At 72.3% G+C, this 19989-nt stretch carries 19 protein-coding genes and 2 pseudogenes; 14 read left to right on the top strand and 7 right to left on the bottom strand.

Features of this window, described 5'->3' with window-relative positions; genetic code table 11:
* The first annotated feature begins 3 nt into the window (after window positions 1-3).
* Together LNK82_RS43240 and LNK82_RS43235 are read left to right on the top strand one after the other, a co-directional pair.
* Window positions 4-393, top strand: a complete 390-nt coding sequence (locus LNK82_RS43240; RefSeq protein WP_230572618.1) for a hypothetical protein — start codon at window positions 4-6, stop codon at window positions 391-393.
* Window positions 394-407: 14 nt separating this feature from the next.
* Window positions 408-893, top strand: a complete 486-nt coding sequence (locus LNK82_RS43235; RefSeq protein WP_230572617.1) for a hypothetical protein — start codon at window positions 408-410, stop codon at window positions 891-893.
* On the opposite strand, the gene rnhA is transcribed toward LNK82_RS43235, so the two are convergent.
* A complete protein-coding gene (rnhA, locus tag LNK82_RS43230) occupies window positions 849-1334 on the bottom strand; it encodes a ribonuclease HI (protein WP_230572616.1) in 486 nt (161 codons plus the stop codon). The two genes, LNK82_RS43235 and rnhA, sit on opposite strands and share 45 nt — an antisense overlap.
* Window positions 1335-1437: 103 nt before the next feature.
* Here rnhA and LNK82_RS43225 point away from each other — a divergent pair, with 103 nt between their 5' ends.
* From LNK82_RS43225 to LNK82_RS43210, 4 genes are all read left to right on the top strand, one after another.
* Entirely contained in the window at window positions 1438-2268 is an 831-nt protein-coding gene (locus LNK82_RS43225; protein ID WP_230572615.1) for a class I SAM-dependent methyltransferase, read from the top strand.
* Window positions 2269-2448: 180 nt separating this feature from the next.
* On the top strand, window positions 2449-3048 hold the full coding sequence (locus LNK82_RS43220; RefSeq protein ID WP_230572614.1) for a DUF7711 family protein: 600 nt from the start codon (window positions 2449-2451) through the stop codon (window positions 3046-3048).
* A 15-nt stretch (window positions 3049-3063) separates the two neighbouring features.
* Window positions 3064-3486: a hypothetical protein gene (locus LNK82_RS43215; RefSeq protein ID WP_230572613.1), complete on the top strand. Its 423-nt coding sequence runs from the start codon at window positions 3064-3066 to the stop codon at window positions 3484-3486.
* Window positions 3487-3496: 10 nt separating this feature from the next.
* Window positions 3497-3775: a DUF7336 domain-containing protein gene (locus LNK82_RS43210; RefSeq protein ID WP_230572612.1), complete on the top strand. Its 279-nt coding sequence runs from the start codon at window positions 3497-3499 to the stop codon at window positions 3773-3775.
* A 43-nt stretch (window positions 3776-3818) separates the two neighbouring features.
* Here LNK82_RS43210 and LNK82_RS43205 read toward each other — a convergent pair whose 3' ends face one another.
* Window positions 3819-4496 carry an MBL fold metallo-hydrolase gene (locus LNK82_RS43205; RefSeq protein WP_230572611.1) on the bottom strand — a complete coding sequence of 226 codons (678 nt, stop codon included), beginning with the start codon at window positions 4494-4496 and terminating at the stop codon, window positions 3819-3821.
* Between the two features lie 116 nt (window positions 4497-4612).
* Here LNK82_RS43205 and LNK82_RS43200 point away from each other — a divergent pair.
* Window positions 4613-5551 (top strand): annotated as a pseudogene (locus tag LNK82_RS43200) (acyltransferase family protein); the annotation flags it as partial.
* Between the two features lie 101 nt (window positions 5552-5652).
* Here LNK82_RS43200 and LNK82_RS43195 read toward each other — a convergent pair.
* Window positions 5653-6444: a maleylpyruvate isomerase family mycothiol-dependent enzyme gene (locus LNK82_RS43195; protein ID WP_230572610.1), complete on the bottom strand. Its 792-nt coding sequence runs from the start codon at window positions 6442-6444 to the stop codon at window positions 5653-5655.
* 247 nt (window positions 6445-6691) lie between these two features.
* On the opposite strand from LNK82_RS43195, the gene uvrA reads away from it, so the two are divergent.
* Both uvrA and LNK82_RS43185 read left to right on the top strand, forming a co-directional pair.
* Window positions 6692-9565, top strand: a complete 2874-nt coding sequence (uvrA, locus tag LNK82_RS43190; protein ID WP_230572609.1) for an excinuclease ABC subunit UvrA — start codon at window positions 6692-6694, stop codon at window positions 9563-9565.
* A 226-nt stretch (window positions 9566-9791) separates the two neighbouring features.
* Window positions 9792-10259 carry an SRPBCC family protein gene (locus tag LNK82_RS43185; protein ID WP_230572608.1) on the top strand — a complete coding sequence of 156 codons (468 nt, stop codon included), beginning with the start codon at window positions 9792-9794 and terminating at the stop codon, window positions 10257-10259.
* A gap of 786 nt (window positions 10260-11045) precedes the next feature.
* Here LNK82_RS43185 and LNK82_RS43180 read toward each other — a convergent pair.
* Complete coding sequence (locus LNK82_RS43180; RefSeq protein ID WP_230572607.1) at window positions 11046-11636, bottom strand: TetR/AcrR family transcriptional regulator; 591 nt, start codon at window positions 11634-11636, stop codon at window positions 11046-11048.
* 76 nt (window positions 11637-11712) lie between these two features.
* Between LNK82_RS43180 and LNK82_RS43175 the strand changes: the two genes are divergently transcribed.
* From LNK82_RS43175 to LNK82_RS43165, 3 genes are all read left to right on the top strand, one after another.
* Window positions 11713-12537 (top strand): FAD-dependent oxidoreductase, encoded by an 825-nt coding sequence (locus tag LNK82_RS43175; protein ID WP_230572606.1) that lies wholly within the window; start codon window positions 11713-11715, stop codon window positions 12535-12537.
* A 21-nt stretch (window positions 12538-12558) separates the two neighbouring features.
* Entirely contained in the window at window positions 12559-12891 is a 333-nt protein-coding gene (locus LNK82_RS43170) for an FAD-dependent oxidoreductase (protein ID WP_230572605.1), read from the top strand.
* Window positions 12892-12976: 85 nt separating this feature from the next.
* Complete coding sequence (locus LNK82_RS43165; protein WP_230572604.1) at window positions 12977-13867, top strand: hypothetical protein; 891 nt, start codon at window positions 12977-12979, stop codon at window positions 13865-13867.
* A 33-nt stretch (window positions 13868-13900) separates the two neighbouring features.
* Here LNK82_RS43165 and LNK82_RS43160 read toward each other — a convergent pair.
* The 3 genes and pseudogenes from LNK82_RS43160 to LNK82_RS43150 form a co-directional block, all read right to left on the bottom strand.
* Window positions 13901-15296, bottom strand: a pseudogene (locus LNK82_RS43160) (GntP family permease).
* Window positions 15293-16882, bottom strand: coding sequence for an N-acyl-D-amino-acid deacylase family protein (locus LNK82_RS43155; RefSeq protein WP_230572603.1), 1590 nt, complete (start codon window positions 16880-16882; stop codon window positions 15293-15295). The pseudogene LNK82_RS43160 and the gene LNK82_RS43155 overlap by 4 nt, the downstream one beginning before the upstream one ends.
* A gap of 10 nt (window positions 16883-16892) precedes the next feature.
* Window positions 16893-18146, bottom strand: coding sequence for an amino acid deaminase (locus LNK82_RS43150; RefSeq protein ID WP_230572602.1), 1254 nt, complete (start codon window positions 18144-18146; stop codon window positions 16893-16895).
* Window positions 18147-18264: 118 nt separating this feature from the next.
* Between LNK82_RS43150 and LNK82_RS43145 the strand changes: the two genes are divergently transcribed.
* Entirely contained in the window at window positions 18265-19233 is a 969-nt protein-coding gene (locus LNK82_RS43145; protein WP_230572601.1) for a sugar kinase, read from the top strand.
* On the top strand, window positions 19230-19979 hold the full coding sequence (locus LNK82_RS43140) for an IclR family transcriptional regulator (RefSeq protein ID WP_230572600.1): 750 nt from the start codon (window positions 19230-19232) through the stop codon (window positions 19977-19979). Before LNK82_RS43145 ends, LNK82_RS43140 begins: the two co-directional genes overlap by 4 nt.
* Window positions 19980-19989 lie beyond the last annotated feature (10 nt).

Below are 19989 nucleotides of genomic sequence, written 5' to 3'. Positions count from 1 at the left end.
CACATGACCGACCACGCGCTGTCGATCCCGTCACCGCCACCACCGCCGCGGCCCCGGCCACGTGCCGCCGTCGTGCTGCTGGGCCTGCTCGCCGTGGTCCTGGTCGGCGCGTCCGTCCTGGCGATCGTGCTGTACGCCGGGGCGAAGGAGGAGCACGGCCTGGAGGTCCAGCGCCTGGACCAGACGAGCCGGTCGCTCGCCGAGGCCGAGGAGCGGCTGGAGGAGACCGAGTCGGCCAACGACACCGTCATCGGGCGGATCTCCACGCTGGAGGCGCAGAACGCCGAGCTGCACAAGTGCGCCGACCCGGCCAGGGACTCGATCATCGCGGCGCGGGACGACGATGACGCGGCCCTCGGGCCCGCCGTCGACCGCGCCTCGGACAACTGCTGAGCCGGGGAGCCGACATGACCACGCCAGAACCCGACCGGGCGTTCACGCCGCCCTCGTCGAACCCGCCCGCGCCGACCTCGTTCGCGCCGACCCCGCCGACCCCGCCGAACGGCGTGTCGATGCAGCACCAGCCCACGCCGCCGCCACCCGCGCGCCCCAGCCGGGCGCCGATCGTCGCGCTGACCGCGCTGGCCGCCGTGTTCGCCCTCGTGGCGGGCTTGTTCACCGTCCTCTACCTGGGCGAACGCGCCGACCGCAACGCGCTCGCGGCCACCAGGGCCGACCAGGAGCGCACGCTCGCCGACGTGTCGGGCAAGCAGGAGGAGGCCGACGCGACCCTGGAGACCAACCGGTCCCGGGAGTTCACCCTGTCCACCGAGCACGACCTGCTCACCCGGTGCGTCGAGGCCGCCAAGGGCTACTTCGACCTGCCGCCGGAGCAGAGCCCGGAGTCCTCACGCCTGTTCCGCATCATGTACGACGTCTGCCCGCAGATCTGACTCCATCGCCGCCCGGACGCCGCGGACCGCCAGCCGGTCCGCGCGTTCGTTCTCCGGGTGCCCGGCGTGCCCCTTCACCCAGTGCCACTCGACCTCGTGGGGCGTGGCGGCAGCGTCGAGGCGCTGCCACAGGTCGACGTTCTTGACCGGCTGCTTGGCCGACGTGAGCCAGCCGTTGGCCTTCCACTTGGCCATCCACGACAGGACGCCGTTGCGGACGTACGTGCTGTCGGTGTAGATCCGCACGACCGACGGCCGCTTCAGGGTCTCCAACGCGCGGATCGGCGCCATCAGCTCCATCCGGTTGTTGGTGGTGGCCGACGACTCCCCGCCGAACAGGTCGCGCTCGTGCGCCCCGTACCGCAGCACGGCGCCCCACCCGCCCGGTCCGGGGTTGCCGCTGCACGCGCCGTCGGTGTAGATCTCCACCACCTGCTCCATGCGGGGAACATACCGACCGGTTCGAGCCGCTCGGGACACGGCTTGCGCTGCGGGATCAGGACATCGGCCCGCGCGTCACACGCCAGGTGGACGTCGTTCCGCCGTGAGCGCAATCGCTTCCGCCCGTGCGGCGGGCGTGGGCACGCTGTCCGGCATGGCACAGGGCTTCCGGGGTGACGTGGCCGAGTTCTACCACCGCTACCGGCGCGGGTACCCGCCGGCGGTGTTCGACGCGGTGGTCGACGTGTTCGGGCTGACACCGGACGACGTCGCGGTGGACCTCGGCTGCGGCACGGGCCAGGTGACCGTGCCCCTGGCGGCCCGGGTCCGCGCCGTGATCGGCGTCGACCCCGAGCCGGACATGCTGGCGCACGCCCGCCGCGCGGGGGAGGAGCGGGGTGCGGCGAACCTGGCGTGGGTGGTGGGGACGGACGCGGACGTGCCCGCGGTGCGCGCGGTGCTCGGCGACGGGTCGGTCGGCGTGGTCACGATCGGTCAGGCGCTGCACTGGATGCGGCACGACGAGCTGTTCCGGGCGGTGCACCCGCTGGTCAGGCCGGGCGGTGGGGTGGCCGTGCTGACCAACGGCACGCCCCTGTGGTTGCAGGACGAGGACTGGTCGCGGGCGTTGCGCGAGTGCCTGGAGCAGTGGCTGGGCACGCCCGCCGGCAGCGCGTGCGGCACCGACGAGGAGAGCCAGGCGCGGTACCGGGAAAGCCTGGCCGCCGCCGGGTTCCGGGTCGACGTGCACGGGGTCGACTACACCGACACGCTGGACCTGGAGTCCATAGTGGGCGGTGTCCTCTCGGCGCTGCCCGCCGACCGGCTGCCGGCGGACCGCCGGGCGTTCACCGACCTGGTCCGCGACGCCCTGGAGCCGCACGCGCCGTTCACCGAGCACGTCCACGTCACCGTGCTGACCGGGCGGCGGTGACGGTCCGCACCGCGTCGCGGCCGAACTCCGCCCAAGGTCTACCGCGAGATCGCCCGCCACCCCCCACACCTTGCCGCGGGCGCTCGCGCCCTGCCTGCGCGACCACCGCCGCGAACCCGTCGCTGCCGCGTGCCGTGATGGCGGACCTGCCGACGTCCGGGAACGGGTGAGGATGGTCGGGTGAAGTGGTCACGGGCGGTGCGGCACGTCGAGGAGTTGGCGGCCAAGTGCGGCGAGTTGGCGAGCCTGCCGGGTTCGATCCACCCGTTGCGGGCGGTGCGCCTGTGGGCAGTGGGGGACATCCTCGGTGCACCACGTGATCTCGAACAGGTGACCGTCGCAGTGGTGGTGGATCTGCCGGTCGACGACGTTCCGTGGTTGAGCGAGCCGCACGGCTCGGAGCACTGGGCCAACGCGACGCGAGTGGCCAGGAACCCGGTCCGAGCGCTGTGGCGCTCGGCGCGCGCACCGGTCTGGAACCACCACGTCGACCGGCCCGCCCTGGTCTGGGACGCGGCGGACGGGCTGGTGGAGGAGACGGTCGCCGCGCTCGCCGACGGGCGTGGCGAGCAGGTCAGGCTGCCTGCCCCGGGAGCGGACGAGCTGCGGTCCCGGCTGCGCGACGAACTGGCGGTGAGCCTGCGGGCACTGCGCCGCCAGACGCGTGCCTACGAGGACAGGCGTTGGAGCCCCGGCAAGCTCACGACGGTCTCGGACGCCCTGTGGCGGGTGAGTGACGGCTACCTCGACGTGCTCGACGCCGTGAACCGGATCGGGTGATCCTACGATCGTGAGGTGGACGAACCGAGCGGCCCCGTGGCCGGCATGACGATCAGCGTGCGAACCCGCCGGGACGTCGTGGTGGTCGACCCGGAGCGCTTCATGGCCGCCGCACGGGCGGCGTACCGGGAGCTGAACCCGGGCCTCACCGACGCCGAGGTGGCCGAGGCGGTCGCCGACGTCGCCGACGCCGCGTACGCGTTGATCGACCGCGACGGCGACCTCGTCCCCGACTCCGCCCGCGCCGGCGACCCGCCACTGCCCGGCGCCCGCGTCCCGGACCGCCCGGACGGCCTGTCGCCCGCCGGCCGCGTCCAGGAACTCGTCCTGGACGAGCCGCAGCCGTTGCAGGACTACGGCTGCTTCCTCCCGGAGGACGTGTTCGCCCGCCCCACCGCCCCCGACGAGCAGTCACGCGCCGAGGGCTCGTCCTCGTAAGATCGGGTGCGTGCAAGTCTTCCTGCTCTGGCACGTCCGCCACGCCCGCGACCTCGACGGCTCCCCGGTCGAGCACGTCGACGGAGACGGCGAGCTGACCTGGGACGAGTGGGACGGCGACGACCTGAAGTTGCTGGGCGTCTACTCGACGGAGAGCCGTGCCAGGGAGCGGATCGAGCGCGCGAAGTCGACGCCCGGCTTCGCCGACGAGCCGGACTGCTTCATGGTCGACCCGCACGAGATCGACGAGGACGCGTGGACCGAGGGGTTCATCACGATCGTCGAGTGACCACGGCCGGGGCCGCTGCTCGACCCCGTCCGCGTGCCCTCCGTCACCAACCCCGCGCGCGCCACTCGGCCAGGTGAGGTCGCTCACGCCCCAGGGTGGTGTCGTCGCCGTGACCCGGGTAGACCCACGTGTCGTCGGGCAGTTCGGCGAAGATCCGGGTCTCCACGTCGTCGATCAGCGAAGTGAAGGTTTCGGGCGACGTGGTTCTGCCGACCCCTCCCGGGAACAGCGAGTCCCCGGTGAAGAGGTGGGGGTGTCCGGTTGGGTCGCGGTACAGCAGGGCGATCGAGCCCGGCGTGTGGCCGCGCAGGTGGATCACCGTCAAGGGGACTTCGCCGACGTGCACCGTGTCGCCGTGCGCCACCAGGACGTCCGGCGGGATCGGCAGCACCTCCGCGTCCGCCTCGTGCGCGATGGTGTTGGAGCCGTTCGCGCCCGCGACCGCGCCGAGGGCGCCCCAGTGGTCCTGGTGCCGGTGCGTGGTCACGACCGTCTTCAACCTCGGCCGGTCCACCTCGTGGCCGACCACGTCCGACAGCCGCTCCGGGTCGGCCGCCGCGTCGATGAGCAGACCCTCGTTCGTCGCGCGGCAGACCAGCAGGTACGCGTTGTTGTCCATCGGGCCGACCGAGACCTTCGTGATGGTCAGCGCGTCGAGGGTCCGCCGCGCCGCCGGGCCGCCCGGCGACACGTGCCCCTTGTAGTCCTCTAGTACGTCCACAATGGCCGACCGTATCCGACCGGGCACCCTTCAGGGCTCCCACAGGTCGACCCCATAGGGTTGGTAACACTCTCCGCCGCTCCGCCGATAACGTCTGATTAGGGTTCTTCTTCCTCGTGCCTACCAAACGTCGGATCAACTGGGACGTCCTGCGCATCCTCGCCGTGCTGTGCGTGCTCCTCCAGCACGCCACCCGCGTCGGCCCGGCCAACCACCCGGAGCTCAGCCGGCCGTCGTTCGTCTTCGGCTTCGAGTTCGGCGCCAGCACGCTCGTGGTGATCTCCGCCTTCTTCGCCTGCGCCTCGCTGGCCAAGGGCGAACCCGGCCGCTTCCTGCACAACCGCCTGGCCCGCCTGCTGCCCGCCTACGTGGTCGCCGCCGTGTGCACCTACACCGTGCTGCGCCACCTCACGCCGGACGGCTGGAGCGAACTCGAACCGCGCGACCTGCTCGTCAACGTCCTCATGCTCCAGAGCTGGTTCCCCGACGCACGCCTGGTCGACGTCTCCTACTGGACGCTCCCGATCCAGGTCACGGGGTTCGTCGCGGGCGCCCTGCTGGCGTCGCGGATCCGCGGCCGGGCGGTCAAGGCGCTGCTCTGGGTCCTCATCGTCGTCCCCCTGGCCATCAGGGACTGGACGGCCGACCCCGGCCTCGTCCACACCCTGTACAACGGCCTCGGCGCCCAGCGCGCGCAGCTGTTCGCCATCGGCGTCGCGATCTGGCTGTGGTCCAAGGGACGCCTCGGCGACCGGCACCTGTTCGCCCTGCTCACGGCGACCCTCCTGGTGCAGGTCGGGCACAGCGGCGACCTCGCGTCGACCGTCGGCTTCGGCGTCCTGCTGATCGGCGTGTGCGCGGCGGCGGGCGGCCCGGACTGGGACGTCGCTCCCGTGCGCCTGCTCTCCCGGCCGATCAAGTGGCTGGCAGGCATCTCCTACGGCGTGTACCTGGTGCACCAGGAGCTCGGCTACGTCGTCATGGCCAAGGTCTCACCCTACGGCGGGCCGTGGCTGGAACTGGCGTTCTTCACCGGGTCGGCCGTCTTGCTCGGCTGGCTGCTCACCAAGTTCGTGGAACGCCCGGCGCACCGGGCCCTGACGGCGAGTCGGCCGACCCTGGCCGGCCTGCTGCTCACCGCCCGCCTGCACGCCGCTCAGAGCCACTTGGGCAGCGTCGGCACCGTCCCGTTCAGCCGGGCGCCGCTGTGGCGTCCGGTCAGCCACCCGAGCACGTCCGCCGCCGGGCCGCCGACCGCGGGCGACGTCGCGCTGTCCGCGGTCAGCGCCCAGCCGCGCTGACGGCCGTCCGGGAACACCACCTCCACCCGCGCCGACGGCGTGTCGGCCCGGTCGGCGTACTGGCCGACGGCCTCCTCGAGGAAGTGCTCCAGCAGTTCCGGCGGCAGGTCGGCGAACCCGACGCCCCGGTCCAGGTCGACCAGGTGGAACCACACCTCGCGCAGCCGCAGCCACGGCACCCGGTGCGCCAGGAACGGACCCGACGTCGGGTGCACGACCTCCGCCTCCCACGCCGTGGCGGGCAGCTCGCGGGCGGCCGTGGCGAACCGCTGGCACGCCGCGTCCAGGTCCGCCCGCAGCAGCTGCGGCAACCGTCCCGCGCCCTCGGCTATGTCGGCGTCGCGGTCTGCCGCGCTCGGGTACATCTGGTGCTCGACGCCCGTCTTCGCCCACATGAGCAGGTTGACCAGGGCGTCGGCGTTGCGTGCGAGGTGCGTCACCACGTGCGCCCGGCTCCAGCCCGGCAGCAGGCTCGGACCGCGCAGCGCGGAGAGGTCCAGGGCCGCCACGACCTCGTACAACGCGCCTGTCGCCCGTTCGACCTCGGCGAGCCCGGCGACCGCGTCCTGGACCGCGGCCGACTGCTCGCGGGGCGCGGGTACGCTCGTCTGGGCGGATCGGACCTGGGCGGCATCAGCGAAGCTCATGGGCACCTCATCCCGGCGTTTGCGGCCGAACGGCCTATCACCCCAGCGTAGGGGCGTTGACTACCGACCGGTAGAGCCGTTGGCGCACGATCGTGGGAGTGTGCCCGTCACGATTTGTCGGTACCCGGCCCTAGCATGGTTGACGCCCTCCCCGACAGGGCCGACGCGGTGGCAGGGCCGGCGTGGTGGTCCGATACGCTTTTCGAACGTCTGTTCGGGGGAAGGTCAAGAACCGAAGGGAACCGTTGTGGCCGACCGGCTTGTCGTTCGCGGGGCGCGCGAGCACAACCTGCGAGGGGTGGACCTCGACCTGCCGAGGGACAGCCTCATCGTGTTCACCGGGCTGTCCGGCTCGGGCAAGTCCAGCCTCGCCTTCGACACGATCTTCGCCGAGGGCCAGCGCCGCTACGTCGAATCGCTCTCGGCCTACGCGCGGCAGTTCCTCGGTCAGATGGACAAGCCGGACGTCGACTTCATCGAAGGCCTCTCGCCAGCGGTGTCGATCGACCAGAAGTCGACCAGCCGCAACCCGCGGTCGACCGTGGGCACCATCACCGAGGTCTACGACTACCTGCGGCTGCTCTACGCGCGGGCCGGCAAGGCGCACTGCCCCACGTGCGGCGAGGCGATCAGCAAGCAGACGCCCCAGCAGATCGTGGACCAGGTGCTGGCCATGGAATCGGGCACCAAGTTCCAGGTGCTCGCGCCGGTCATCCGCGGCCGCAAGGGCGAGTACCTCGACCTGTTCTCCACCCTGCAGTCGCAGGGCTACTCGCGCGCCAAGGTCGACGGCGTGGTCCACGCCCTCGGCGAGGTGCCGAAGCTGAAGAAGCAGGAGAAGCACGACATCGCGGTCGTGATCGACCGGCTGAGCGTGAAGGCGAGCTCCAAGCAGCGGCTGACCGACTCGGTGGAGACGGCGCTGCGCCTGGCCGACGGCCTGGTCGAGCTGGAGTTCGTGGACGTGCCGGAGCACGACCCGGGCCGGGTCCGCGGCTTCTCCGAGAACCTGGCCTGCCCGAACGGCCACGCGCTGGCGATCGAGGACCTGGAGCCGCGGTCGTTCTCGTTCAACTCGCCCTACGGCGCCTGCCCGGCGTGCACCGGTATCGGCGTGCGCAAGGAGGTCGACCCGGAGCTGGTCGTGCCGGACGACGAGCTGTCGCTGGCCGAGGGCGCGATCGCGCCGTGGGCGTCCGGCCAGACCGCCGAGTACTTCACCCGGCTGCTGGAGTCGCTCGGCCTCGCGATCGGGTTCCGGATGGACACGCCGTGGCGGCAGCTGCCCGCCAAGGTGCAGAAGGCCGTGCTGCACGGCGTCGACGAGCAGGTCAACGTCCGCTACAAGAACCGCTACGGTCGTGAGCGCTCCTACTACGCCAACTACGAGGGCGTGATCCCGTTCCTGGAACGGCGGCAGGAGCAGACCGAGTCCGAGTACATGCGGGAGAAGTACGAGGGCTACATGCGGGAGGTGCCGTGCCCGACGTGCCAGGGCACGCGCCTCAAGCCGGAGATCCTGGCCGTCACGCTGCACCACGGGCGCAAGGGCGACAAGTCCATCGCCGAGGTGTGCGCGATGTCGGTGTCGGAGTGCTCCGAGTTCCTCGACGGGCTCAAGCTGGGCAAGCGCGAGTCGATGATCGCGGGCGCGGTGCTCAAGGAGATCCAGGCCCGGCTGCACTTCCTGCTCGACGTCGGCCTCAACTACCTGTCACTGGACCGGGCGTCCGGCACTCTTTCGGGTGGAGAAGCTCAGCGGATCAGGTTGGCGACGCAGATCGGCTCCGGCCTCGTCGGCGTGCTGTACGTGCTGGACGAGCCCTCGATCGGGTTGCACCAGCGTGACAACCACAAGCTGATCGAAACCCTCGTCCGGCTGCGCGACCTGGGCAACACGCTGATCGTGGTCGAGCACGACGAGGACACCATCCGCACCTCCGACTGGGTGGTCGACATCGGCCCCGGCGCGGGCGAGCACGGCGGCAAGGTCGTGCACAGCGGCCCGTACCGGGAGCTGCTGAAGAACAAGGAGTCGATCACCGGCGCGTACCTGGCGGGGCGCAAGGAGATCCCCATGCCCGCCACCCGCCGCAAGGTCGACAAGAAGCGGCAGCTCACCGTGGTCGGCGCGCGGGAGCACAACCTGCGCGGCATCGACGTGTCGTTCCCGCTCGGCTGCCTGGTCTCGGTCACCGGTGTGTCCGGCTCGGGCAAGTCCACGCTGGTCAACGACATCCTGGCGACCGTGCTGGCGAACAAGCTCAACGGCGCGCGGCAGGTGCCGGGCAGGCACACGCGCGTGCGCGGGCTGGACCAGGTCGACAAGCTGGTGCAGGTCGACCAGTCGCCGATCGGCCGCACCCCGCGGTCCAACCCGGCCACCTACACGGGCGTGTTCGACCACATCCGCAAGCTGTTCGCGGCCACCACCGAGGCGAAGGTGCGGGGCTACCAGCCGGGTCGGTTCTCGTTCAACGTCAAGGGCGGGCGCTGCGAGGCGTGCGCGGGCGACGGCACGATCAAGATCGAGATGAACTTCCTGCCGGACGTCTACGTGCCGTGCGAGGTGTGCAAGGGCGCCCGGTACAACCGCGAGACGTTGGAAGTGCACTACAAGGGCAAGACGATCTCCGAGGTCCTCGACATGCCGATCGAGGAGGCGGCGACGTTCTTCGAGCCGATCAACGCGATCCACCGGCACCTGCGCACGCTCGTCGACGTCGGGTTGGGGTACGTGCGGCTGGGGCAGCCCGCGCCCACGTTGTCCGGTGGTGAGGCGCAGCGGGTGAAGCTGGCGGCGGAGCTGCAGAAGCGGTCGACCGGCAAGACGGTCTACATCCTCGACGAGCCGACCACGGGGCTGCACTTCGAGGACATCCGCAAGCTGCTCGGCGTGATCAACGGGTTGGTCGACAAGGGCAACACGGTGATCGTGATCGAGCACAACCTCGACGTGATCAAGACGTCGGACTGGCTGGTGGACATGGGGCCGGAGGGCGGGTCCGGCGGCGGAATGGTGGTGGCGGAGGGCACGCCGGAGCAGGTCGCGGACGTGCCGGACAGCTACACGGGACAGTTCCTGCGCGAAGCCCTACCAACCGCCGCCGCCGTCGGCTGACCGTTGGAGCGGCTGACCCGGCCGGGCCGCCTCGACCTGGCCGGTCAGCCGCCCCAAGATCACCCAAAGGCGTCACGGTCTCCGGGTATGAATGGAAAGCCGGATAGCGTTGCCGGAAATGATGGGGAGACGCGGCGGCCCCGGTCACCCACCATCCCCGCGGCCACGGGTGCTCGCGCACACGACCGGTGTACGTGACTATGGCGCCATGTCGAACACTGGCGTCATGTCACCGAACACGTACCGCTTCCGCAGCGTCTGGTCGGTGGACAGCACCCCCGAGCGGACCTTCGACGTCCTCGCCGACCTGGGCAGCTACCCGCAGTGGTGGCCGCAGGTGCGCACGGCCCGCCGGGTCGCCGACGACGTGGCCGAGCTGCGGTGCCGCTCGGCGCTGCCGTACGACCTGGTGTTCCAGGCCCGCCACAACGCCCGCGAGCCGGCGGCGGGTCTGCTGCGCGCGGACCTCGTCGGAGACCTCGACGGCACGGCGAGCTGGCGGATCTTCGCCGAGGGCCGCGGTTCGCGCCTGGTCTACGACCAGGAGGTGGTCGTGCGCAAACCTCTGCTGCGCCGCGTGGCCCTCCTCGCCCGGCCGCTGCTCCTGGCCAACCACGAGCTGATGATGCGCAGCGGCCAGCGGGGTCTGCGCACCTACCTGGCCGGGTTCCACGCGGCTCTGGGCAACTGCTAACCGAGCTGCCGGCCCGCTGAAGCACCCACCCGAACCCGAGCCGCGCCGCCGCCCGCTCGAACCCGAGCCACGGCCGCCCGTCGGAGCCCAAGCCGCGCCGCCGTCCGCCGGAGCCCAAGCCGCGCCGAGAGTTTGAGCCTCGCCTGAGCTGCACCCGAGCCCGAGCCGCGCGAGAGCTAGCCGAACTGTCGGCCGAGCCCGAGCCACGCCGAGAGTTTGAGCTGTCGTCTGAGTCCGAGCCGAGCGCCGCCAGAGCCCGAACCGCCGCCGGAGCCCAAGCCATGCCCGAGGCCGAGGGGGAGTCGCCACCCGAGCCCGTGTCGCGCCCGAGGAGCGCGAGAGCCGCGAAAGGCGAACTCAGGCCGCAGCTGGTCGAGATCCCGCCCGATCCATCCCGCCCGATCCATCCTGCCCGAGCCGCGCGAGAGCTTGATCGAGCCGGGCCGGCGCCAGTCGAGCGTTCGCCCGGGGCGGTGCCGGCTGAAGGTGGTGGCGGCCGAAATGCCGCTCAAGTCGGAGCCGGTCCGAGCCGCCCGAGAGGCCGAGCCCGCGCCAGTCGAGCGTTCGCCCGGGGCGGTGCCGGCTGAAGGTGGTGGCGGCCGAAATGCCGCTCAAATCGGAGCCGGTCCGAGCCGCCCGAGAGGCCGAGCCCGCGCCGGTGGAGCTGGCTGAAGTGCAGCCCGAGCCCGCAGCGCGCTGAGCCGCGGCGCGCCGGAGTGCGGGCCGGTCCCGGAGATGGTCGAGGTGCGACACCAGCCCGCGCCGGAGCCGGTCGAGGTGTCGGAGCTAGCCGAGGTGTCGGACGAGTCGGGCCAGTTGCTCGGCGTAGCGCTCGGCGAACTCGTCCGACTCCGGGTCCTCCCCGGTGATCCGGCGCACCATCCGCGGCATGAAGACGGTCGCGCTCGCGGCTGCCGTCAGGGCCAGCAGCAGGCACGCCGGGTCGAGGTCGGTGGGGAGCTCGCCGGCCTCCTGCCTGGCCCGCAGCGCTTCCACCTGCGCCCGCAGGAACTCCGTGTCCCCCTCGTCCGGCGTGTCGTCGCCGGACACGTTCTCCCACACCATCAGCCGCGCCCAGTCCCGCTGCGAGCGCGTCGACAGCACGAACCCGCGCACGACCTCCGCCAACGGGCCGTCGGTGAGTTCCCCGCCCTGCCGCTGCCACCGCCCGGACAGCTCGCGGTAGAGGCCTTCCTTCCCACCGAAGTAGTACGAGATCAGCTGCTTGTTCACGCCCGCGCGGTCGGCGATGGCGCTCACCCGGGCCGCCGCGTAGCCCTTCGCGCCGAACTCGGCCGTCGCCGCTTCGAGGATCCGGGCCTTGGTGCGCTCGGGGTCGCGCTTGCGTTCGGTGGCGTCGGGTGAGCGGCGGGGCACGCGGTCAACCGTAGCCGATCACGCACTATCAGCCGTCTGGTTGACTTAATCAAACGTTTGGATGATAGTGGGCCGCATGAGTCTTCACGTGGCGGTCGTCGGTGGCGGTGTGGGCGGGTTGTGCCTGGCCCAGGGGTTGACGCGGAACGGGGTGAGCGTGTCCGTGCACGAGCGGGACGTGACGTCGACCGACCGGTTGCAGGGATATCGGCTGCACATCAGCCCTATCGGCGCACGCGCGCTGCACGAGTGCCTGCCGCCGGAGCTGTGGGAGCGGTTCGTCGCCACCACCGGCCGTGGCGGCGGCGGGTTCGGGTTCCTGGACGAGCGGCTCCGACGGCTGCTCACCGTCGAGAACCCGGCGGACGTCCCGGCCCGCGCCCACCACTCGGTCAGTCGCATCACGCTGCGGGAGATCCTGCTGACCGGCCTGGACGACGTGGTGGGGTTCGGCCGTCGGTTCACCCGCTACGAGCACGAGGACGGCCGCCTCACGGTCCACTTCGCCGACGGCACGAGCACCCGGTGCGACGTGCTGGTGGGCGCGGACGGCGCGAACTCGGCGGTGCGAGCCCAGTACCTCCCGCACGCCGAACGCGTCGACACCGGCATCACGGCCGTCGCGGGCAAGCTGCCGCTGACCCCGCGCACGCGTGCCTGGCTGCCGCCGGAGCTCGTCGCACACGCCCACTCGGTGATCCCGCGCGCGGCGGCTGGGATGTTCCTCGCGCCGCACGAACTGGCCGAGGACGGCTACCTGATGTGGGCCTACGCCGCGGCCGGCCTGGTGCTGCCCGCGAACCGGCCGCTGCGGGACGTGGTGGCCGACGCGATCACCGGCTGGCACCCGGACCTGGTGCGGGTGGTGCGCGAGTCGCCGCACGACTCGGTGTCGCACTAGCCGATCCGCACGTCAGTGCCGGTGGACCCGTGGCCGACGACCGCCGTGACGCTGCTCGGCGACGCGATCCACAGCATGACGCCGATGCGCGGGATCGGGGCGAACACCGCGTTGCGCGACGCGATGACGTTGTGCCGCAACCTGGTCGAGCGCGAGCCGTTGGACGCGATCGCGGACTACGAGCGGCGGATGCGGGAGTACGGCTTCGCGGCGGTGACGGCGTCGTTGCGCAGCGCGCGGCAGTTCGTGTCGGGCAACGCGGTCGGCCGGGTGGCGTTCAAGTCGGTGTTGCGGCTGTTCGAGGCGGTGCCGCCGCTCAAGCGTGCGGCGTTCCGTGATCACGGCCTCGATTGAGCGCACAAAAAACCACCGAATCCGGTGAACCGTTCGGGTCCGCTGTCCGTGTGGGTGGCATCCGGTCGCCTCAGGGAGGTCCGCCATGACCCGCACGCGTGCAGCCGCCGTCGCTCTCCTCGGCATCACCCTGCTCGGCGCTTGCGGCACCACGCCGCACACCGGCGCCGCACGGCCCGCCGCTCAGGAGCAGGGGGCCGGTCCCCTTGGCGCACAACCGGAAAGGGCCGGCAACGAGGTCGCGCCGCAAGAGTCCGCCGACATCGCCACCGCCGTGGTGCCGGGCCTGGGCACGGTGTTGACCGACGGCGACGGCCTGACGCTCTACCGGTTCGACCGGGACTCGGCGAAACCCTCGCTGTCCACTTGCGACGGTGGCTGCGCGGAGCAGTGGCCGCCGGTGCCGGCGACCTCCGGCGACGTGCGGGTGCAGGGCGTCGACCAGTCGCTCGTGGCCACGCTCGACCGCCCCGACGGCGTGCGGCAGGTCACCGTGGCCGGCTGGCCCGTGTACCGGTTCGCCCAGGACACCGCACCGGGCCAGGCCAACGGGCAGGGCGTCGGCGGCACGTGGTTCGTGGCCGCCCCGGACGGCAGGAAGGCCGCGCCCGCCGCGGGCCTGGTGCTGACGACCGCGTCGGTGGGCCGGCTCGGCACCGTGCTGACCGACAAGGACGGCATGACGCTCTACCGGTTCGACGAGGACCGCGCGAACCCCTCGGCGTCCAACTGCGACGGCGACTGCGCGACGAAGTGGCCGCCGCTGCTGGTGGACTCGCCGCGGTTCGAGGTGCGGGGCGTGGACCAGGCGCTGGTGGGTTCGGTGACCCGCGCGGACGGCACGCGGCAGGCCACGGTCGCCGGGTGGCCGCTGTACCTGTTCGCCGACGACGTGGTGTGCGGCGACGCGAAGGGCCACGGCGTCGGCGGCGTGTGGTTCGCCGCCAGGCCGGACGGCACGAAGGCCGGCGCCTGAGAGGCGGCCGGGGGAGACGGCGGGAGGCGCCCGCTACACCACCAGGCTCAGCAGCGCGGCCACCACGAAGCCGACCACGGACAGGATCGTCTCCAGCACGGTCCACGTCTGGAGGGTTTCCTTCACCGACAGGCCGAAGTAGCGCGACACGATCCAGAACCCGCCGTCGTTGACGTGCGAGGCGATGATCGAGCCCGCCGCGATCGACATGACCAGCAGCGCCAGCTGCGGCTGCGAGTAAGTCCAGGTCCGCCACGACGGGCACGACGATACCGGTCGTGGTCACGATCGCGACGGTGGCCGAGCCCTGCGCGATGCGCATCCCGCAGCTGATCACGTACGACAGCGCGATCACCGGCAGCCCGACGTCGGCCAGCGACGTGGCGAGCACCTTGCCGACGCCCGTCGCGGACAGCACCGCGCCGAAGAAGCCGCCCGCGCCGACCACCAGCAGGATCATCGCCACCGGCCGCAACGACGCGGCGGACAGCTCGGTCACCTGCTCGCGCGTCATGCCCCGGCGGAAGCCCAGCAGCCAGAACGCCACCAGCACGGCGATCGTCAACGCCACCGCGGGGGTGCCGAAGAACGTGAACACCCCCAGCGCGGTGGACCCCTTGGGCAGCAGGATGCTGCCGAACGTGCCCGCCAGGATCAGCACCAGGGGCACCGCGATGATCCCCAGCACCAGCGACAGCGGCGGCTCGCCCTTGGCCTGCTCGCCGCGCGCCTTCTCCGCGGCGGCCAGCATCTCCTCCGGCACGGGCACGTGCAGCCGCTTGCCCATCCACGCCGAGAACAGCACGCCGCCGATGAACCACGACGGGATCGCCACGGCCAGTGCCATGACGATGATCCAGCCGAGCTCGACGCCGAGCATGCCCGCCGCCGCGACGGGGCCGGGGTGCGGCGGCATGAACGCGTGCGTCACCGACAGCCCGGCCAGCAGCGGCATGGCGTACAGCACGATCGACCGGCCGCTGCGCTTCGCGGCCACGTAGACCAGGGGAGCGAGCACGAAGATGCCGATGTCGAAGAACACCGGCACGCCGAAGATCAACCCCGACAGGCCCATGGCCAGCGGGGCGCGGTTCTCGCCGAACGCCCGCAGCAGCGACCGGGTCAGCACCTCCGCGCCGCCGGAGGCCTCCAGGATCGAGCCGAGCAGCGTGCCGAGGCCGATGATCGCGGCGACGTGGCCGAGGATGCCGCCGAAACCCTTCTCCACCAACGAGTCCGAGGCCTTCTGCGCCGAGCCGACCAGCGTCTCCACGGGCAGGCCGGCGGCGAGCGCTACCAGCAGGCCGACGACGAGCAGCGCGATGAACGGCTCGACCTTCCACCTGATGATCATGGCCAGGAGCAGGGCGATGCTGAGCGCGGACAGCGTCAGCAGCCCTCCCGCGGTGTGCTGCAACCAGTCGATCACGAACGGCTCCGGTGGTGTCGCAGGGAACGGCCGGGCAGCGCGTCGGTCCGCACGCCGTCGTCGAGCACGGGCACCCCGTTGACGACGACGTGGGTGATGCCCGCGGCGGCCTGCCGGGGCTCGTCGAACGTCGCGGTGTCGGCGATCGCGTCGGGGTCGAACAGCACGAGGTCGGCCGCGTGCCCCTCGCGCACGAGCCCCCGGTCGGCGAGCCGGAGCCGCCGCGCGGCCCGGCCGGTCAGGTGCGCCACGCACTCCTCCAGGCCCAGCACGCCGAGCTCGCGCACGTACCGGGCGAGGTAGCGGGGGAACGTGCCCCACGCGCGCGGGTGCGGCCGGTCGCCCACCAGCAGGCCGTCGCTGCCGCCGGTGTGCGCCGGGTGCCGCATGATCGCGCGGACGTTGTCCTCGTGGCCGACGTGCATGAGGCACGAGGTGCCCAGCCGCTCGGAGAGCAGGACGTCGAAGTACAGCTCGGCGGGCGGCCGGCCGGCCCGGCGCGCCGACTCGGCGACCGAGTGCCCGACCAGGTGCGCGTTCTCGGCCTTGCGCACGCCGTTGACCTCGATGGTCGACCAGTCGACCGGCACGCCGTGGCAGCCGTCGGAGCCGGTCTCCTCGACCTCGACCCGGATCCGCTCGCGGGTGTCCGGATCGGACAGCCGCGCCAGGGTCGCCTCCGGTCCGCCCGCGCCCGCCCAGCTCGGCAGCAGCGCCGACAGGTACGTCGCGCCGGGCAGGTAGGGGTAGGTGTCGAGGGTGATGTCCGCGCCGGCCGCGATGGCCCGGTCGAGCAGGTCGAGCAGCTCGCCCGCCCGACCCCGGTTGACCTCGAAGTTCATCGTGGCGTGCGCGAGGTGCAGGGGGCAGTCGGCGTCCCGCGACACGCGCACCATCTCCGCGTACGCCTCCAGCGCGCCCGCGCCGTAGCTGCGGTGGTGCGGGCTGTAGAACCCGCCGTGCTCGCCGACGACCCGGCACAGCTCGGTCAGCTCGGCGGTGTCGGCGTACATGCCGGGCGTGTAGGTCAGGCCGGACGACATGCCCATCGCGCCCTCGCGCAACGACCGCGCCAGCACCTCGCGCATCCGGTCCAGCTCGGCGTCGGTGGCGGGCCGGTCGTCGTAGCCGACGCACAGCATCCGCAGCGTGCCCTGCGGCACGAGGTAGGCGGCGTTGACCGCGATGCCCCGGTCGAGGCGGTCCAGGTACCCGCCGACGGAGCGCCAGTCCCAGTCGAAGCCGGGCGGGTCGTCGTTCCACCCGGCCAGTTGCGCGCGCAGCACGGCCAGCACGTCGTCGTCCACGGGCGCGTAGGACAGCCCGTCCTGGCCGAGGACCTCCGTGGTGACGCCCTGCGACACCTTGGCCAGGTGGCCGGGGTCGGCCAGCACCTGGAGGTCGGAGTGGGAGTGCATGTCGATGAAGCCGGGCGCGAGGACCCGGCCGTCGGCGTCGACCACCCGCCGCCCGTCGAGCCGGTCGCCGATCTCGGCGATGCGCCCGTCGCGCACGCCCACGTCCGCCCGGTAGGAGGGCGCGCCGGTGCCGTCCACGACCCGTGCGCCCCGGAAGACGATGTCCACGCCGAACCCCCTAGAAGTAGGTGCGCACCAGGTCGACCACGGTGGTGCCCTCGACCACCGGGATCAGCGGCCACTTGTCGAACACCGTGCAGGGGTGCGACAGGCCGAGGCCGACCCAGTCGCCGACCTCGACCTCGTCACCGGACAGCCGCACGAACGCGTGCTGGTCGTTGAGCGCGGTGACCTCGGCGGCGAACGGCCGCTCGACGCCGTCCCGGCCGCGCACCACCTGCGGTTCGGGCAGGCCCTCGTCGAACGACGCGTCCCGCTTGCCCAGCGTCAGCAGCGCCAGGTCGGGCTGCGGGCGTGAGGTGACCTGCGCCCACGCGCGCAGCGCGCTGCGGAACGGTTGCGCGCCGGGCGTGCGGCCCAGGGGTGAGATGCCGCGGTAGAACCCGTCGTCGTGGGTGATGTACGCGCCGCTGCGCAGCACCGGCCGCACCGGGAACGGCCACGGCTCGGTGAGCTTCGCCGCCACCTGGTCGAAGTACGCGCTGCCACCCACCGTGACGATCGGCTCGTCGACCTCGAACACGTCCCGCAGCGCGATCGCCAACTCGCGCACCGAGTCCAGGTAACCGTCCACGACGGACCGCGCCGCCGGTGACGCGTCGTGCGCCAGCGCGCCCTCGTAGCCGCCGACGCCGGCCAGGCGCAACGCGGGGCTCGCGGCGGCGGCCCGCGCCACCTCCAGCGCGGTGGCCTGGTCACGCGCGCCGGTCCGCCCGCCGCGCGCCCCGAGCTCGACCAGCACGTCGACCGGCCGTTCGACCGCGCCGAGCGCCTCGGTCATCCGCGCCACCCCCGCGACGGAGTCCACCCAACAGGTGAACTCGAACGTGTCGTCGGCGGCCAGTTCCGCGGCCAGCCACCGCAGCCCGGCGGGGTCGACGAGCTGGTTGGCCAGCACCACCCGCTCCACCCCGAACGCCCGGTACACCCGCAGCTGGCTGGTGTTGGCCGCGGTGATCCCCCACGCGCCGTGCGCCAACTGGCGGGCGAACAGCTGCGGGGCCATGGTCGTCTTGCCGTGCGGCGCCAGCAGCACGCCGCGGTCGGCGCACCAGCGGGCCATGGTGGCGAGGTTGTGCTCCAGCGCGGCGGCGTCCAGCACGACCAGGGGGCCGACGAACCCGTCGGCGAACAGGTCGAGCCGGCGGGCCGCGACCTCGCCGATCGTGGCGCCGAACGCGTCGGCGGGCAGGCCCTTGAACCGCCAGTCGACCCGCTCGTCGCGGATGGCGGCCACAGCGTCGAGATCCACGTCTCCCGCTCCTAACGTTGCGTATATTGCAACGGCTATTGCGCGATGTGCTGCTGGAGTGTGTAACATTCGGTCGCCTGCCCGTCAATCAGCCGACACCGTCGATCAAGGAGTCCGGATGCGGTTCGACCTGCCGGGCGGCGTGGTGTGCCTGGGCGAGACCATGGCGGTGCTGGTGCCCGCCGAACCCGGCCCGGTGCGCGCGGCGCGCACGTGGACCAGGGCGATCGGCGGCGCCGAGTCCAACGTGGCCATCCACCTGGCCCGGCTCGGCGTGCGCAGCCGCTGGGTGAGCGCGGTCGGCGACGACGCGTTCGGCGGCGCGGTCCTCGACGCGGTGGGCGGCGCGGGCGTGGACGTCACCGGCGTGCGCGTCGACCCCGACCGGCCGACCGGCCTCTACGTCAAGGAAGCCGACGCCGCCGGCAGCCCGGTGCGGTACTACCGGCGCGGCTCGGCGGCGTCCGCGATGGGGCCGGCCACGCTGGACCGCCTGCGCTGGGACGACATCGCGCTGATCCACGTCAGCGGCATCACCGCGGCTCTCTCGGACAGCTGCCTCGAACTGCTGCGCGCCGTCCTGCGCCGGCCGCGGTCCGCGCCGGTGTCGTTCGACTTGAACTGGCGGCCCGCGCTGTGGCGCGACCGCGACCCGGCCGTGCTGCGGGGACTCGCCGACGCGGCGGACATCGTGCTCGCCGGCGCCGACGAGGCGCAGGCCGTGTGGGGTGTCGGCGATCCGGCGGAGCTGAGGGCGTTGCTGCCCGGACCGACGACGCTCGTGGTCAAGCACGGCGCACGCGGCGCGACCGTCGTCGAAGGCGGTGCGTCGACGTTCCAGCCGGGACTGCGGGTGGACGTGGTGGAACCCGTCGGCGCGGGCGACGCGTTCGCCGCCGGCTACCTCGCCGCGCACCTCGCCGGCGAGCCGCCGACGCGCCGACTGCGCGCCGGGCACCTCCAAGCCGCCTCCGCGCTGCTCACCAGGGAGGATGTCGGCGAGTCGCTGCCGCCCGCGGTGACCGTGCCACTGCTGGACGCCGATTCCCGCACGTGGGCCGCCGCACACCTGAGGAGACGTCGATGAGCCAAAGCCTGGACCGGGCGCTGACCCTGGTGGGGGAACTGGCCACCGGGCCGAAGACGCTGGACGAGCTGTCGGGCGTCATCGAGGTGCACAAGTCGACCACCATGAGGCTGCTGCGCACGCTGGAGTCGCACCGGTTCGTGCAGCGCGAGGGCGTGCACCACTACCGGCTGGGCACCGCCCTGTTCGACCTGGCCAACCGGGCGCTGGAGGAGCGGGACGTGCGGCGCAGCGCCGAGAACGCCCTGCGCGACCTCAACGCCCGCACCGGCTACACCGTCCACCTGGCCTCCTACGAGGACGGCGAGGTCATCTACATCGACAAGTACGACAGCACCCACCCGATGCGGATGTACTCGCGCATCGGCAGACGGGCCCCGCTGCACTGCACCGCCGTCGCCAAGGTGCTGCTGGCGGACCTGCCCGAGCCACGCCGCCGCGAGGTCGCCCGGTCCATCGACTACGTGCCGCTGACCGCGAACACCATCACCACGCCGGACGCCTACCTGGCCGAGCTGGACCGCGTCCGCGCCGCCGGCTACGCCGTCGACAACGCCGAGCACGAGGACTTCATCCACTGCGTCGCCGCGCCCGTCCGCGGCGCCCGCGGCGAGGTCGTCGCCGCCGTGTCGATGTCCGTGCCCAAGGTGCTGCTGGACTTCGACGGGCTGCTCGGCCACGTGCCCGACCTGCTCGCCACCGCGCGGGCCGCCTCCGTCGAGTGCGGCTGGACGCCGCGCGACTGACGAACCGTCA

This window comes from Saccharothrix luteola, from assembly GCF_020859565.1.
GTDB lineage: Bacteria > Actinomycetota > Actinomycetes > Mycobacteriales > Pseudonocardiaceae > Actinosynnema > Actinosynnema luteola.
Note: the sequence above shows the minus strand (reverse complement) of the source record. Positions and strands in the feature narration are given on the sequence as shown.